The sequence below is a fragment of the Pectobacterium sp. A5351 genome, assembly GCF_028335745.1.
In the GTDB taxonomy this organism is placed as follows: Bacteria; Pseudomonadota; Gammaproteobacteria; order Enterobacterales; family Enterobacteriaceae; genus Pectobacterium.
This window is the reverse complement of the sequence record NZ_CP116477.1, coordinates 2954969-2969038: the sequence shown is the minus strand read 5'-3', so window position 1 is coordinate 2969038 and position 14070 is coordinate 2954969. Positions and strand designations below refer to the sequence as shown.

The window sequence follows — 14070 nt, the reverse complement described above, 5'->3', positions numbered from 1 at the left end:
ACGCTAAAGCAGCATGAAATTGGGTCGTTAGCTCAGTCGGTAGAGCAGTTGACTTTTAATCAATTGGTCGCAGGTTCGAATCCTGCACGACCCACCAATTTCAAGTGTGATAATTGATTTTGAATCGTGAAGGATGAGAACCGAAAGGTTCGACAAAATCGGCAGTGTCGATTTTGAACAACGCGAAGGCGTTGGCCCGAAGGGCGAGTCCGTAGGACGAGTAATCCTGCACGACCCACCAGTTTCAAGAACAGTATTAATAAGCATCAAGCAGTTCCGCATTGCGGGTCGTTAGCTCAGTCGGTAGAGCAGTTGACTTTTAATCAATTGGTCGCAGGTTCGAATCCTGCACGACCCACCATCTCCTGGCAATTCAATTCAACATTATACAATCGCTATTCCTCTCGTTATTCACATAGCAAGTATCTTGACTTTTAATCAATTGGTCGCAGGTTCGAGCCGAGCGAAGCGAGACAGCAACGCGTTAGCGTTGACCCCGAAGGGGCGAGGCCGAAGGCCGAGTCATCCTGCACGACCCACCACTTCGGCAGTAGATTTCCTTCCGCGAATAAATTCATTTTAAATTATATATCGCACGTGTCGTGTAGGTGAGATAAACCTATCATCATTCCCTACTCGTTAAGACTTTGCGGTATATTAGGTTTTTTTCCCTCTCTATGCTCTATATAGCCCGTCAGGAACTGTTTTCTCATCCTATCGAGCGGAATGGAGTCACTGTCACAGGGACGCGCCTGTAGCCCTGTTTAGGAAGATATATGACTGGTCCGTTGATTAATGGTGCTGCTATCTTGATTGGTAGTGGCTTAGGCATTACTTTGCGTCGCTTTATCCCCCAACGTTTGCAGGATGGCCTTCCGCCAGCGTTTGCGATGGTGTCGATTGCAATGGGTATCACGCTGGTCGTTAAAGTCCAGCAACTGCCTGCGGTGGCGCTGGCTATCGTGATTGGTGTTGCGTTAGGCGAGTTGCTCCGCATGGAGTCTGGTGTACAGTGGGCTGGCACGATGATTCAGAGAGGGCTAAACCGCGTTCTGCCTGCACAAGAGCACCGCTTACCGCAGGATGTCTACACCCAGAACTTTACCGCGTTAATCGTTCTGTTTTGTGCCAGCGGCACCGGTGTGGTCGGCGCGTTGACGGAAGGACTCACCGGTGATTATCAACTGCTGACCATCAAATCTGCTTTGGATATTTTCACCGCACTGATTTTTTCCATCACGCTTGGCATTGCCGTGATGTCGATTGCGATACCGCAGATGATTGTCCAGACGCTGTTGTTTTTCTCCGCTAAATTGATTATGCCCTTTATGACCGATATCACGATGGGGGATTTTTCTGCCTGTGGTGGCATTATTATGATTGCGGTAGGACTGAGGATCGCGCAGATCAAATCATTTGCGGTGGTTAACTTCCTGCCTGCTTTGGTGCTGGTTATTCCTATCTCTCTGTTCTGGCATCGCCTCTTCGCCTGAAGGGCAACGTCTGATTAGCGGCTGACGATCGAGGGCATGTCGCTGCTACATCTTCCCTCTTTGTCTATAAGCCATACCACTCACGCATTTCACATCGGCATTTTAAGCATATTAAACAAAATAGCCGGTTTTTTGGAAAAAACACCGCGACTTTGGGCATGTTTTTCGGTATTTTGTTTAGGATAGAAAACTTCGATGCTGATGATGAATCAGTATCCGGTGTTACAACCCGAGTTGTCATCGTGGAAATTCATAATGAGCACCTTTTTTGATAGCAATGAGACCATTTATCCGTTTCCGCCAAAGCCGAAGCCATTATCGGCTGAGGCGAAGCAGCACTATCGTAGCAGGATAAAAACGCTGTTGCGGGAAAGAAACGCCGTCATGGTCGCACACTACTATACCGATCCTGAAATTCAGGCGTTGGCAGAGGAAACCGGCGGTTGCGTGGCGGATTCGCTGGAAATGGCGCGGTTCGGTAGCACCCATTCAGCATCGACGCTGCTGGTGGCGGGTGTTCGCTTCATGGGGGAAACCGCCAAGATACTCAATCCAGAAAAGACGGTTCTGATGCCCACGTTGGAGGCCGAATGTTCGCTCGATCTCGGCTGTCCCGTCGAGGAATTCAGCCGTTTTTGCGATGCACACCCGGACCGAACAGTCGTCGTTTATGCCAATACCTCTGCGGCGGTAAAAGCGCGTGCTGATTGGGTGGTCACGTCCAGTATCGCAGTAGAGTTGATCGAACATCTGGATAGCCTGGGAGAAAAAATTATCTGGGCACCGGATCGTCATCTGGGAAGCTATGTCCAAAAGCAGACAGGTGCAGATGTACTGTGTTGGCAAGGCGCGTGCATTGTGCATGACGAATTTAAAACGCAGGCGCTGAAGCGCATGAAGATTCTGTATCCGGATGCGGCCATTTTGGCCCATCCAGAGTCACCGCAGAGCGTGGTAGAGATGGCTGACGCTGTTGGGTCGACCAGCCAGCTGATTCAGGCGGCGAAAACGCTACCGCAGCGCGAACTGATTGTGGCGACCGACCGCGGTATTTTCTACAAGATGCAGCAGGCTTGCCCGGAGAAAACGTTGCTGGAAGCGCCGACAGCGGGTGAAGGTGCCACCTGTCGTAGCTGCGCGCACTGCCCGTGGATGGCGATGAATGGGCTGGAAGCGATTGCTAACGGCCTGGAACAAGGCGGCAATGCCCATGAGATTCATGTTGATGCCGCCCTGCGAGAAGGGTCATTAATCCCGCTGAATCGCATGCTGGATTTTGCGGCTTCACTAAAATTGCGTGTGAAAGGGAATGCCTGACGGCGAATCAGAGCATCTTGATATGCCTTAAATAATTCGAGTTGCGTGAAGGCGGCAACCGAGCGAATTCCCAGGAGCTTACACAGGTAAGTGACTGGGGTGAGTAAGGTCTGCCAACACACAAGCCGCTTGAAGTATGACGGGCATAGACATTTCTTACAATAATTGAGACAGGGTGGTGAGATGGATTTTTTTAGTACCAGCAACATGTTAATTCATATTCCTTTGGGGGAAGGGGGATACGATCTTTCCTGGATTGAGGCGATTGGTACGCTGTTTGGCCTGCTGTGTATTTGGTTCGCGAGTCAGGAAAAAACCATCAACTATCTGTTTGGGTTGATTAACGTCACGCTGTTTGCTGTGATCTTTTTCCAGATTCAGCTTTACGCCAGCCTGTTGCTGCAAATCTTCTTTTTTGCCGCCAATATTTATGGCTGGTATGCCTGGACGCGGAAGACGGACTTGCAGGAAGTGGAGCTACGCATCCGCTGGCTGCCAGTGCAGAAGCTGATTTGCTGGTCGGTGGCGTGTATTGTCACGATTGGCTTGATGACGTTCTATATTGATGCGGTATTCGCTGTGCTGACGCGTATTGCTGTTTCTGGCATGCAGGGTTTAGGGCTTGCAGTACATATGCCGACTCTCCAGCCGGATGCGTTCCCATTCTGGGATTCCACCATGATGGTGCTGTCGATCGTCGCGATGATCCTGATGACGCGTAAATACGTCGAAAACTGGCTGCTGTGGGTGGTGATTGATGTGATAAGCGTGGTGATTTTTGCTTATCAGGGCGTCTACGCGATGGCGGTAGAGTACGCGATCCTGACGCTGATCGCCCTGAACGGTTCCTGGTTATGGATTAAGAGCGCACAGGAAAACCGCGTTAGCACGGTTTCACCGAGTGTATAATCCAAACTTAATGCTTGTGGTGGTGGCCTTCTGCCTCATGGTTTGCCGAATGATGGCTTTCCTGATGGTGGAAATCGCAGTGGTCATCATCACAGCGTTGATATTCCATCTGCACCGTCGCATGTCCAATCTGGTAGTTTTTCAGTAAATATTCCTGAATACGTCTTAACAGCGCATCGTGATCGTAAGGGGGAACCACCTGCGCATGCAGTGTCATCATCGGTTTTTCACCAATCTGCCATAAATGAACGTGGTGAATATTCCTGACTTCAGGAATATTCAGCGTCAGATCTTTCTGCAAAATCTCAATGCTAAGTTGGGTAGGTGTGCCTTCCAACAGCTCGTGAATGCTCTCTTTCAATAACGCCCAGGCGCTGCGTAGCACCAGACACGACACTAAAACAGAGAGAATCGGGTCGATAGGCGTCCAGTTGGTATAAAGGATGATGATGGCCGCCACAATCGCGCCGACGGATCCGAGTAGATCGCCCAACACGTGCAGGGCTGCTGCACGGACGTTAATGTTTTTCTCTTCACTGCCGTGGTGTAACAGCCAAAACGCCACGATATTTGCCAGCAATCCGGCAACGGCGACAAGCAGCATGGGGACGCCCGCAACAGGCTGAGGCTCATAGAAGCGTTGGATGGCTTCCCAGAAGATGAACGCGGTAATCAGTATCAGCGTCAGCGCGTTTACAAACGCAGCGAGGGTCGTGAGCCGCAAATAGCCGAAGGTATGGCGCGCATTGGGCTTACGCTGTGCGAAACGCACGGCGATAAGCGCGACAAACAGCGCGGCGGCGTCTGTCAGCATATGACCTGCATCCGCCAGCAAGGCGAGGGAGCCGGATAGCAGGCCGCCAATGACTTCTGCCACCATAAACGTGGCGGTAATGATAAATGCGGCCAGCAGGCGTTTACTGTTACCTGATTCCGTGTGGCTGTGGTTATGTGCCATAGATCACCCTGAGTTGCGGTTTTATTCCACTTTACTGAAACTCGCAGAGAAAACCTATCCTGCGTTTCACCGAACTGTCGGTTGCGGTATTTTCTGGTGAAAATAGGACGGATAGGGCATCTGAGAGCATTTGATCGCGTAAACCCCGTTGATTTCAGCGTCCTGATAACACCAGCTTGACATATAATAATCAATCTTCAATATGAAACATCCCGTTTCTCAGGCTACCTGCACGGGCGGGATGGCGCGTATTGGATGGGGTTAACATACCGTTTCGGAACCGATGGGTTTATTTATGAATTACCAAAATGATGATTTAAGAATTAAAGATATTAATGAACTTTTGCCGCCGGTTGCTTTGCTAGAAAAGTTTCCAGCCACGGAGAAGGCAGCGGAAACGGTATCGTTCGCGCGTACTGCGATCCATAAAATTCTTAACGGCAATGACGACCGCCTGCTGGTGGTGATTGGTCCTTGCTCTATTCATGACACAAAAGCAGCAAAAGAGTACGCCGCGCGTCTGCTGACGCTGCGTGATGAGCTGAGTGACGATCTGGAAGTGGTCATGCGGGTTTATTTTGAAAAACCCCGCACCACGATTGGCTGGAAAGGGCTAATCAACGATCCGCACATGGACAACAGTTTCCAGATCAATGACGGCTTGCGCATTGCGCGCCAGCTGTTGCTGGAAATTAACGATACCGGCTTGCCGGCTGCGGGTGAATTCCTTGATATGATCACCCCGCAATACCTGGCGGATTTGATGAGCTGGGGGGCGATCGGCGCGCGCACAACAGAATCTCAGGTACACCGTGAACTGGCCTCTGGCCTGTCATGCCCCGTCGGCTTTAAAAATGGCACTGATGGCACCATCAAAGTCGCGATTGACGCGATTAACGCCGCCAGCGCGCCACACTGCTTTCTGTCTGTGACCAAATGGGGTCATTCGGCTATCGTGAACACCAGCGGTAACAGCGATTGCCACATCATTCTGCGCGGCGGAAAAACGCCGAACTACAGTGCTGAACACGTGAAAGACGTAAAAATTGGTCTGGAAAAAGCGGGTCTGACATCGCAGGTCATGATCGATTTCAGCCATGCGAACAGCAGCAAGCAGTTCAAAAAGCAGATGGAGGTCTGTACTGACGTCAGCGGGCAGATCGCTCAGGGCGACAAAGCGATTATGGGCGTGATGGTGGAAAGCCATCTGGTTGAAGGTAACCAGAGTCTTGAAAGTGGTGAACCGCTGGTTTATGGCCGCAGCGTCACCGATGCGTGTATTGGCTGGGAAGATACGGAATCCCTGCTGCGTCAGCTAGCGTCTGCCGTACGCGAACGCCGTAGCAAGTAATGTCGAATGGCGTGCTGACTGGCCCGCCATAAAAAACGCAGGGAACGTTTTTCAGCGTCGCTTGCGACGGACCGACATAAAAAACCCGGCACAGGCCGGGTTTTTCTCATTCAACGGTAAATTACTTGGCTTTACCCTGATTCGCTACTGCGGCCGCTTTTGCAGCGATTTCGTCTGCGTTGCCCAGGTAGTAACGTTTGATTGGTTTGAAGTTCTCGTCGAACTCATATACCAATGGCACGCCAGTTGGGATATTCAGTTCCAGAATTTCGTCTTCGCCCATGTTGTCCAGGTATTTCACCAGTGCACGCAGTGAGTTACCGTGAGCCGCGATGATGACGCGCTCGCCGCTCTTGATGCGTGGCAGGATGGTTTCATTCCAGTAAGGCACAACACGTTCGATGGTCAGCGCCAGGCTTTCAGTCAGTGGCAGCTCTTTGTCGCTCAGAGAAGCGTAACGCGGATCGTGGCCCGGGAAACGTTCGTCATCACGCGTCAACTCTGGCGGCGTAATTGCGAAACCACGGCGCCATTGTTTAACCTGCTCGTCACCGTATTTTTCAGCGGTTTCGGCTTTATTCAGACCCTGCAACGCACCGTAGTGGCGCTCATTCAGTTTCCAGGATTTTTCCACTGGCAACCAGGCTTGATCCAGCTCGTCCAGTACGTTCCACAGTGTGTGAATGGCACGTTTCAGCACGGAGGTATACGCGAAATCAAAGGCAAAACCTTCGTCTTTCAGCAGCTGACCTGCGGCTTTGGCTTCTGAACGGCCTTTGTCGGATAGATCGACATCGTACCAGCCTGTGAAGCGGTTTTCGTTGTTCCACTGGCTCTCACCGTGTCTTACCAGTACCAGCTTAGTTACAGCCATAGCTAAACTCCTTCCTATCCTAAGATTTCTGTGATAACTGATTTCATTATAGGGGCGGAGAACGGTTATCGGCAATCGATAGTCGATGGCAAGCGTGATTTATCCGCAGGTTGTTTGCGTAAAATCACGCTCTGGCTTTACCGTTTCAGCAAACCGATTTCCCCCTTGTGCAATAACAGATAAACCGCGGGGATCACCAACATCGACAGCAGAGGCGCGCTTACCATGCCGCCTATCATCGGCGCGGCGATCCGCTGCATGATTTCGGACCCGCTGCCTCCGCCCCACATGATGGGCAGCAGGCCTGCCATAATCGTTGCGACAGTCATCATTTTTGGCCGTACCCGCAGAACAGCCCCTTCGTGGATAGCATCCATTAACTGCTGGCGCGACAGCGCCTGACCGGCCACGCGGTGTTTTTCCACCGCATGATTGAGGTAGAGCAGCATGATGACGCCAAATTCCGCTGAGACACCCGCCAGTGCAATAAAGCCTACGGCACCGGCTACAGAAAGATTATAGCCAAGGATATAGAGCAGCCAGACGCCACCAATCAGCGCGAAAGGGAGCGTTGCCATAATCAGCAGCGCATCTTTGATGCGGTTGAAGGTGACATACAGCAGCACAAAAATGATCAGCAGCGTAAAGGGTACGACGACTTTCATTTTTTCCGTGGCGCGTTCCAGATACTCAAACTGACCGGACCAGCTCAGGGAAACGCCTTCCGGCAGTGTGACCTGTTGGGCAACGGCCTGCTGCATGTCTTCAACGGCAGATTTTAGGTCGCGTCCACGTAGGTCGACATAAATCCAGTCCGACAGGCGGCTGTTTTCACTTTTCAGCATGGGCGGCCCTTCGCTGACGCGAATGTCAGCCAGCTCTGCCAGCGTCACTCTGCTGCCGTTTGTTGTCACGATGGGGAGGTCGCGCAATTTTTGTAGCGAATCACGTAATTCACGCGGGTAGCGGATATTGATGGGGTAACGTTGACGACCTTCAATGGTTTCGCCGATGTTCTGCCCGCCGATGAGCGTCGCGACGATCGATTGCAGTTCCTCAACAGACACGCCGTAGCGCGCGGCGCGTGGGCGGTCGATATCAATATCGATATAGCGCCCGCCTGCTAGCCTCTCCGCCAGCGCAGAGGTCACGCCCGGCACCTGTTTTACCACCTGCTCGATTTGCTCGGCGGTACGCTCAATATCTGCCAGATTATTGCCGTTGACCTTGATGCCCACCGGGCTTTTGATACCGGTAGCCAACATGTCCAGCCGGTTGCGAATCGGTGGCACCCACACGTTGGCGATGCCCGGCAGGCTGACGGTGCGATCCAACTCGGCCACCAGCTTATCCATGGTCATCCCCTCACGCCATTGGTCGCGCGGTTTCAGCCGAATCGTACTTTCCAGCATGGTAAGCGGAGCGGGGTCGGTTGCCGTTTCGGCCCGACCGGCCTTACCGAAAACCGATTCAACTTCGGGCACGGTTTTAATCAACCTATCCGTTTGTTGCAGCAGGCGACCCGCTTCACGCGCGGAGATGCCGGGCAGGGTAGAAGGCATATACAGCAGATCGCCTTCATCCAGCGGTGGCATAAATTCGCTTCCCAGACGGCTGAGCGGAAAGAGCGTGAGCAGCAACAGCAGGCCGGAGACCAGCAGCGTGATCTTCGGATAGCTCAACACTTTTTGCAGCACCGGGTGATACAGGGCAATGAGCCAACGGTTAATCGGATTGGCCTGTTCGTCCGGTATCTTACCGCGCACGAAATATCCCATTAATACCGGAACCAGCGTAATCCCTAATCCGGCGGCAACGGCCATGGCATAGGTTTTGGTAAAAGCCAGCGGTGAAAACATGCGGCCTTCTTGCGCCTCCAGTGAGAACACCGGTACAAACGACAGTGTAATGATCAGTAGGCTGCAAAACAGCGCAGGACCGACCTCCACCGCCGCCCGTTCGGCTAACTGCCACCACTCGTTGTTTTGCGGCTGCTTGCCAGGGTTTTCATTCCGCCACTGCTCAATGACTTTATGCATGTTCTCTATCATCACAATCGCGGCATCCACCATGGCGCCGATGGCAATCGCGATTCCGCCCAGCGACATGATATTCGCGTTCACGCCCTGATAGCGCATGATGATAAATGCCCCTAAAATTCCCAGCGGCAGGCTGATAATCGCTACCAGCGCCGAGCGGAAGTGGAACAGAAACAGTGCGCAGATGACGGCGACAACGGCAAATTCTTCCAGCAGCTTAAAGCTGAGCGTGTCGATAGCGTGTTCTATCAACTGCGAGCGATCGTAGGTTGGGACGATCTCAACGCCCGCTGGCAGGCTTTTTTGTATCTCCTGTAACCGTGCTTTGACAGCATGCAGCGTATTCAGCGCATTTTTACCATAGCGCAGGACGATAATACCGCCCGCCACTTCACCTTCGCCATTCAGTTCGGCGATGCCGCGCCGCATCTCCGGCCCTTCTCTGAGCGTAGCCACATCCTGTAACAGCACAGGAATGCCGTTACGGGTGGTAATCACCACGTGGTTAAAGTCTTGCACGGTTTTCAGGTAGCCAGTGGTGCGTACCATATACTCCGCTTCACCCAGTTCCAGCACCGAACCGCCATTTTCCTGATTGGCTGCCTGCACGGCACTCACGATCTGCTGGTGGGTGATGCCCTGCGTCCGCATCCGTTCCGGATCGACGACGATCTGATATTGCTTGACCATGCCGCCCACGCTGGCGACTTCTGCCACATCAGGAACCGTTTTCAGCTCATATTTCAGCAGCCAATCCTGAAATCCGCGCAGGTCGGCCAGACTGTATTTGCCGCTGCGATCGACCAGCGCGTATTCGTAGATCCAGCCAACGCCGGTAGCATCCGGGCCAAGCGAGGTTTTGGCCTCGGCGGGCAGGCTGGATTGTACCTGACTGAGATATTCCAGCACGCGCGAGCGCGCCCAGTAAGGATCGGTTCCGTCCTCAAACAGCACGTAGACGTAGGCATCGCCGAACATGGAAAAGCCCCTGACTGTCTTGGCACCCGGCACGGAAAGCATGGTGGTGGTGAGCGGATAGGTCACCTGATTTTCCACCACCTGCGGCGCTTTCCCCGGATAGCTGACGCGAATGATGACCTGCACGTCAGACAGATCGGGGAGAGCATCCAGCGGCGTTTTTTGCAGAGAGAGCAGTCCCCACGCCGCCATGAACAGCGCCGCCAGTAAAACCAGCAGGCGATTGTTGAGCGACCAGCGAATCATGTAGGCAATCATGGATGGCCTCCGTGCCCGGCATGCGGATCGTCAGCGGGTAAAAAATGCAGGACGTGTATCCCGCTGTCGTCCATGCTGAACTGGAAACTGACGGTGCTGCCGATTCCCACGCCCTGAGGTAGCCCTGATGATGGCAGCGTGAAATCCATCGTCATCGGTGACCAGTTGAGCGCCGGAACGGCTTCATGTTCAATGGTGACCTGATTGCCATTTATCGCTTTGATCACACCCTGAGTTTGATAGCCGACGGGAGCAGCGGAGGCTGTCGATGTGTCAGTAGCAAATTGCGGCAGGGCGTTGCGCAGGCTGGCTTCGGAATCAATCAGGAACTGACCGGAGGTGACCACGCTGTCGCCAGCCTTCAACCCATCGATAATTTCGACCCAATCGCCTAGCGACGCGCCCGCAGTGATGTTACGCGGAGTGAAATGGCCATTGCCATCGCTTAGCAAGACCCGGTTTTGGCTACCACTGACCAATAGTGCTTCCTGTGGGATTGCCAGACGCGGCTCTGCCTGAGCGTGAGAAAGCTGCACGGTGAGGTACATGCCGGGTTTAAGCTGCTGTTGCGGGTTATCCAGCACGACACGGGCTTTTAGCGTGCGTGTGGTACTGTCCAGCACGGGTAGCAGTTCGCTGATTTTGCCGTGGAAGGTTTTGTCCGGCCAGGCACGGCTGGTGGCGCTGATGTCGCTGCCGAGAGTGAGCTGAGCCGCCTGAGTCTCGGGATAATCGACATCGACCCAAACCGGATTCAGGCTGGCAAGTTCAAATAACGGCTGGGCAGGGCTTAACTGCATGCCTTGCCGTACTTCAAGCTTATTCACGTAGCCGTCTTCCGGCGCGGTAATGGCGATTCGATCCTGCGGCTTGCCGCTACGCTCGACTTGACGAATAACCGTTTCCGGCATGAACAGCAGTGCTAGTCGCTGGCGGGCTGATTGGGTCAGAACGTCGTCGCCCAACTGTCGTACCGCCAGATATTCACGCTGCGCCGCCGCCCATGTCGGGTTCCACAACGTGGCGAGTGTCTCGCCTTTCTTCACCTGCTGTTGCAGGGCATTGACCGTGAGTTTTTCGACAATGCCGCCGCTGGGCGCGACGAGCGTGTGCAATCCACGCTCGTTGATCGCGACGGTGCCGTAACCCGTACTGCGGTCGACAAGTTCACGTATTTCCGCGTGGGCAGTGCGAACGCCGAGGTTCTGCTGCTGACGGGCGCTGACGGTGATACTGCCATCACCCTGTACTTCATCGGCGTAGCGGGGCACCAATTCCATATCCATAAACGGGGATTTCCCCGGTTTGTCGAAACGTTTATCCGGCACCATCGGGTCATACCAATAGAGAACGGCACGTTCTGGCTCTGCGGTAGAAGGCGAGTGCGGCGTTTGCTGTTTGCCAACCAGATAGCCCACGCCACCTGCACTGAGAATAGCCAGTGTCATCAGGCTAAACATCAATGATTTGTTCGTGACTGTTTTGCTCATCGCGTAGGGCTTCCTTGTGGTGTCAGATAACGGATGGCAGCCCAATATTGCGCCATCTCCCGAGCGGTATCCTGAACGGCAATCCGGCTTTCGAGTAACGCCCGACGGGCATCTAGTACGGCGGAAAGATTACTGCTGCCGGATTGATACTGAGCCTGAATCAGTTTGATGCGCTGCTGTTGGAGAGGGAGAACCTCGTTGCTCTGGCGCTGCCAGCGTGACTGTGCGGCTTGATATTGAGCTATTAGCGTATCGAGTTGCGCCTGATGTTCTCGTTCGGTGAGCAAGACTTTGTCGCGCGCTTCCATGCTGCGAGAGACATCCGCGGCGTAGTCCTTATCCTGACGCTTGGATGTGAACAGCGGCAGATCGACCGTCACCATCATGCCCGCCATGTCGTCGTAATCGTCCCCACGTTTTGCGTAATAGACTTCAACATCGACATTAGGGATGGCGGCAACCGCTGACTGTGCGGAGCGAGCCTGAGCCAGTTCGGCTTCACGCTGCGCCTGTTGCATTTCCGGGTGCTGGTGAATGGCGCTGCTCAGCATCTCTGGTGATGCTGGCAGTCGTTCAAAACGGGGCAGTTCGCCTTGCACGTTAATTGCCGTCATGCCGGTAAGCTGCACTAGTCGGGCGTGCGCGATCTGAGTATCTCGTTCGGCGTCGGCCAGCTTGTCCTGCATGGTTGCCAGCGTCAGACGAGCATCCAGTACGCTACTGGTTTCACCGCCTGCCGCCACATTCGCTTTTTGTGACGCGATCTGCCGCTGGCTTTCGTTGACCAGCGCAGCGACGTCGGCCAATGCTCTCTGTGAGAGCGCCAGATCCAGCCATGCCTGTGCCGTTTCCCGCTGCAGGCGCGCGCGGATACTTTCGCTATTACTTTGCAGCGCGTCGGCTTCGACCCGAATAGCCTGCGCTTTGCTATCGCGTTTACGGCTGCTGACGTAGGTTTGCATGACGCCGATGCGCTGCATCGTCATGCCTTCACGCGTGAGTCGGCTACCGTTGTTACCGCCCAATGGCAAATTTTCGACGCCAAATTTCAATTTGGGATCGGGAAGTTGTGTGGCGGAGTCGGCCATGTTCTGTAGCGCGTTAATCTGGTGTTGATTGGCCGACAGATCGGCGGAATAACGTTCCGCCGCCTGTAAAGCCTGTTCAAGACTCAGGTCTGCCGCAAATACGGCGGCAGGCAGCCACAGCAACATCGCCAGACACGCGCGCGTGGCATCGTGTTTGGATAAGTTCATGATGTGCTCCGGTTAAGGCTGCTGTGGTGTAATCGCGGTCAGAATGTAGCCGCTGTCGTTCTGGATAAAGCTGAACGAAACGGACGTGTTGATGGGTAACGGCGCTATTTTTCCCTCTGATGGCAGCGTGAAGGCCATCGTCATAGCTGGCCATTTTAGGTCGACAATGGGGGCGTGAGAGAGCGTCACACTGTCGGCGTTCCACTGTTTAACGATCCCGGTGCTCTGATAAATAACGGGAGTGGCCGCAGGAGGTGTGGTATGCATCATCGCATGATGCTGGTGGTCGTTTGCCCACGCGGGAAAAGTAACGGAAGAAACAGCAAAAATCAGGCTGCTGAGCAGAGCCATATAGGTGATACGCATAAAATAATCCCAATATACTCGTAATACTTCAAGTTGCATGTGCGTTGGCCGCGTTCAGTCACCCGAATCACTTACCTGAGTAAGCTCATCGGGATGCCTTCTCTTGCCGCCTTCCTGAAACTCGAATTATTTGGAGTGTAAAAATAATTGATAAACAAGGTGTTGCGCTCGCTGGCGCAGGGGTTATCAATCGCTTGGGTTATTCTCTGAATCGACAGAAGCGGATCTCAGCCGGAGGGCCAACTGCGGGAGGAGAGAGCCAGGCATCGCATGCCTGATTAAGCGGGACAGGGTTATCCGCTAAAACCAGTTCACCGCTGACCGGCAGTGCGAGTAATGCCAGCGAATCGTTATCCTGCTTAACGCTATCCGGTATGCAGTGCTTTTCGCACAGTGGTGTTTGCTGGTCGGCAGTGTAAGACGCTTCAGCCGTATGCTGAGCGTGAGACGATAGTGGCTGAACGTCAGCTTGTTGCAGATGTGCCTGATGCTGGACAGCGGGCGAGGTCTGGCTGAGCGCCATATCGCATTGATGACCTGCGATAGCCAGTTGCGCATTTAGGAAAAGCCAGCACAGTGCCAATAGCCATCCCCATCTGCCTTTATGGCGCAGATGATGAATGAGTAATGGAGACCGTGATGATGTGGACATGGCAATTCCTTTTTGGATGTCATAGGAGTGTAAGCGTCTGGGCTGGAGGGGAGCAAGCGAGGAATGGCATAGTTTTGTAAAGTCGTGTAGTAAATTGGCAGATGTCTCTGCCAATGTTATCAATGAGTT

The 14070-nt window shown here is 53.5% G+C and carries 11 protein-coding genes, 2 tRNA genes and 2 other RNA genes; 8 read left to right on the top strand and 7 right to left on the bottom strand.

Annotation, left to right across the window (positions count from 1 at the left end; genetic code table 11):
• Nucleotides 1-21: 21 nt before the first annotated feature.
• The 7 genes from O1Q74_RS13760 to pnuC all read left to right on the top strand — a co-directional run bounded on the left by O1Q74_RS13760 (nt 22) and on the right by pnuC (nt 3719).
• A tRNA-Lys gene (locus tag O1Q74_RS13760) sits at nt 22-97 on the top strand.
• 15 nt (nt 98-112) lie between these two features.
• A non-coding RNA gene (locus O1Q74_RS13755) (RtT sRNA) lies at nt 113-241 on the top strand.
• Between the two features lie 44 nt (nt 242-285).
• Nucleotides 286-361 (top strand) — tRNA-Lys (locus tag O1Q74_RS13750).
• Between the two features lie 45 nt (nt 362-406).
• A non-coding RNA gene (locus O1Q74_RS13745) (RtT sRNA) lies at nt 407-542 on the top strand.
• A 234-nt stretch (nt 543-776) separates the two neighbouring features.
• Nucleotides 777-1493 (top strand): DUF554 domain-containing protein, encoded by a 717-nt coding sequence (locus O1Q74_RS13740; RefSeq protein WP_271873847.1) that lies wholly within the window; start codon nt 777-779, stop codon nt 1491-1493.
• 255 nt (nt 1494-1748) lie between these two features.
• The gene (nadA, locus tag O1Q74_RS13735; protein WP_271873846.1) at nt 1749-2810 is read left to right on the top strand and encodes a quinolinate synthase NadA; all 1062 of its coding nucleotides are present in this window, start codon (nt 1749-1751) and stop codon (nt 2808-2810) included.
• A gap of 183 nt (nt 2811-2993) precedes the next feature.
• Nucleotides 2994-3719: a nicotinamide riboside transporter PnuC gene (pnuC, locus tag O1Q74_RS13730; RefSeq protein ID WP_271873845.1), complete on the top strand. Its 726-nt coding sequence runs from the start codon at nt 2994-2996 to the stop codon at nt 3717-3719.
• A gap of 7 nt (nt 3720-3726) precedes the next feature.
• Here the strand turns inward: pnuC and zitB are convergent, their stop codons facing one another.
• Complete coding sequence (gene zitB / locus O1Q74_RS13725; protein ID WP_271873844.1) at nt 3727-4677, bottom strand: CDF family zinc transporter ZitB; 951 nt, start codon at nt 4675-4677, stop codon at nt 3727-3729.
• A 295-nt stretch (nt 4678-4972) separates the two neighbouring features.
• On the opposite strand from zitB, the gene aroG reads away from it, so the two are divergent.
• Nucleotides 4973-6028 (top strand): 3-deoxy-7-phosphoheptulonate synthase AroG, encoded by a 1056-nt coding sequence (gene aroG, locus O1Q74_RS13720; protein ID WP_271873843.1) that lies wholly within the window; start codon nt 4973-4975, stop codon nt 6026-6028.
• Between the two features lie 121 nt (nt 6029-6149).
• Here aroG and gpmA read toward each other — a convergent pair whose 3' ends face one another.
• From gpmA to O1Q74_RS13690, 6 genes are all read right to left on the bottom strand, one after another.
• The gene (gene gpmA / locus O1Q74_RS13715; RefSeq protein WP_015839535.1) at nt 6150-6902 is read right to left on the bottom strand and encodes a 2,3-diphosphoglycerate-dependent phosphoglycerate mutase; all 753 of its coding nucleotides are present in this window, start codon (nt 6900-6902) and stop codon (nt 6150-6152) included.
• 137 nt (nt 6903-7039) lie between these two features.
• Nucleotides 7040-10177 carry an efflux RND transporter permease subunit gene (locus O1Q74_RS13710; protein ID WP_271873841.1) on the bottom strand — a complete coding sequence of 1046 codons (3138 nt, stop codon included), beginning with the start codon at nt 10175-10177 and terminating at the stop codon, nt 7040-7042.
• The gene (locus O1Q74_RS13705; RefSeq protein ID WP_271873840.1) at nt 10174-11667 is read right to left on the bottom strand and encodes an efflux RND transporter periplasmic adaptor subunit; all 1494 of its coding nucleotides are present in this window, start codon (nt 11665-11667) and stop codon (nt 10174-10176) included. The genes O1Q74_RS13710 and O1Q74_RS13705 overlap by 4 nt, the downstream gene beginning before the upstream one ends.
• A complete protein-coding gene (locus O1Q74_RS13700) occupies nt 11664-12923 on the bottom strand; it encodes a TolC family protein (RefSeq protein WP_271873839.1) in 1260 nt (419 codons plus the stop codon). The genes O1Q74_RS13705 and O1Q74_RS13700 overlap by 4 nt, the downstream gene beginning before the upstream one ends.
• Nucleotides 12924-12935: 12 nt before the next feature.
• Nucleotides 12936-13289: a copper-binding protein gene (locus tag O1Q74_RS13695; RefSeq protein WP_271873838.1), complete on the bottom strand. Its 354-nt coding sequence runs from the start codon at nt 13287-13289 to the stop codon at nt 12936-12938.
• Nucleotides 13290-13488: 199 nt separating this feature from the next.
• Nucleotides 13489-13941, bottom strand: coding sequence for a hypothetical protein (locus O1Q74_RS13690; RefSeq protein ID WP_271873837.1), 453 nt, complete (start codon nt 13939-13941; stop codon nt 13489-13491).
• Between the last annotated feature and the right edge of the window lie 129 nt (nt 13942-14070).